The following is a 1,489-nucleotide window of genomic DNA, read 5'->3' on the forward strand; positions in this document are numbered from 1 at the left end:
TGTGCACCCTGATTTGGTGGGTGCGTCCGGTGTGCAAGGTGCATTGCACCAAGCAGCAGCCTTCGCCTTGCGCCAACAGTTGCATGGTGGTGGCGGCCGTTTTGCCCGATTGGTGGGTCAAGTCCACCACCGCCATGCGCAGCCGATTGGCCGGGTCGCGTCCAATGGCGGCGTCCACGGTGCGGGGCGAGGGGCCGGTCCAGATTTTGTGCGCCATGGCCAGGTATTGGCGGTGCACTTCGCGGGCTGCGATCTGGGGGACCAGCGCGTCCATGGCCTGCCGCGTTCGGGCCACCACCATCAGGCCGCTGGTGTCTTTGTCGAGCCGGTGCACGATGCCCGCACGGGGAACTTCGCTGGCCAACGGGTCCAAGGCCAACAAACCATTGAGCAGCGTGCCCCGCCAATTCCCAGGGGCCGGGTGCACCACCAAACCCGCAGGTTTGTGGATCACGCGCAGGTGCGCATCTTCATAAACCACCTCAATGAGCATATCCTCAGGCACAAAGGCCTGCGACTGCGGTGTGGCCCGCAGGGTGATTTGCAGCTGGTGGCCCAAACGCACCTTGGCGGACACCTTGGTCGTGACACGACCATCGATCAGGGCGTCTCCTTGCTCGATGAGTTGCTGCAAGTAGCTGCGCGAGAACTCGGGCACGAGTTGGGCAAACACCCGGTCCAGTCGCTGGCCGTGCAAGCCCATGGGCACCAGCGCAGTGCGCACCTCTTGTTCCGCCACATCGAGCATGCGCTCGGCGTCCTCCAGTTGGCCACTGGGATCATCCATTTCGGGGTCGATCGATATAATCAAGGCGTTCTACAGTTCAAGGGTGTCACAGATGCGAAGCTCCAGATTATCGACGGTTCCAGCTGGCCTGGTTTTGGCCATGGGCCTCCTTCTGAGCGGCTGTGCCAACACCCCCAAAGACCCAACCGCAGGCTGGACCCCTGAAAAGATTTACAGCGAAGCGCGTGACGAAGTGAACGCCGGGGCTTGGGACAAAGCCATTGGTTACTACGAAAAGCTCGAAGGCCGTGCCGCGGGCACCGTGCTGGCCCAACAAGCCCAGATCGACAAAGCCTTTGCCCAGTACAAAACGGGCGACAAAATTTTGGCCATCGCCACCCTCGACCGTTTCATTCGGCTGCACCCCACCAGCCCGGCGCTCGACTACGCCATCTACCTCAAGGGCTTGGTCAACTTCAATGACAACCTGGGCATGTTCTCTTTTCTGACCCGACAGGATTTGTCCGAGCGCGACCAAAAAGCCGCCAAAGACTCCTACGAGTCCTTTCGCGAGCTGACCATTCGATTTCCCGAATCCAAATACAGCCCAGAAGCCCGCCAGCGCATGACGCACATCGTCAACTCACTGGCAGCTTACGAAGTGCATGTGGCCCGCTATTACGCCACCAGGGGCGCGCATGTCGCGGCCATCAACCGGGCACAGCAGGCCATCGCCGAGTACCAGGGCGTGCCGGCGCTGGA

General features: G+C 61.4%; 2 protein-coding genes. One reads left to right on the forward strand and one right to left on the reverse strand.

The genetic code is table 11. From position 1 onward, the window contains the following. The coding region (locus tag Q0341_RS06140) for an RluA family pseudouridine synthase (RefSeq protein ID WP_299511249.1) at positions 1-748 on the reverse strand (748 nt) is incomplete at its 3' end. 91 nt (positions 749-839) lie between these two features. Here Q0341_RS06140 and Q0341_RS06145 point away from each other — a divergent pair. Next, a partial coding sequence (locus Q0341_RS06145; protein WP_299511248.1) for an outer membrane protein assembly factor BamD occupies positions 840-1,489 on the forward strand: 650 nt, incomplete at its 3' end.

Origin of the sequence: uncultured Limnohabitans sp. (genome assembly GCF_937889215.1) — a bacterium.
Taxonomy (GTDB): Bacteria; Pseudomonadota; Gammaproteobacteria; order Burkholderiales; family Burkholderiaceae_C; genus Limnohabitans_A.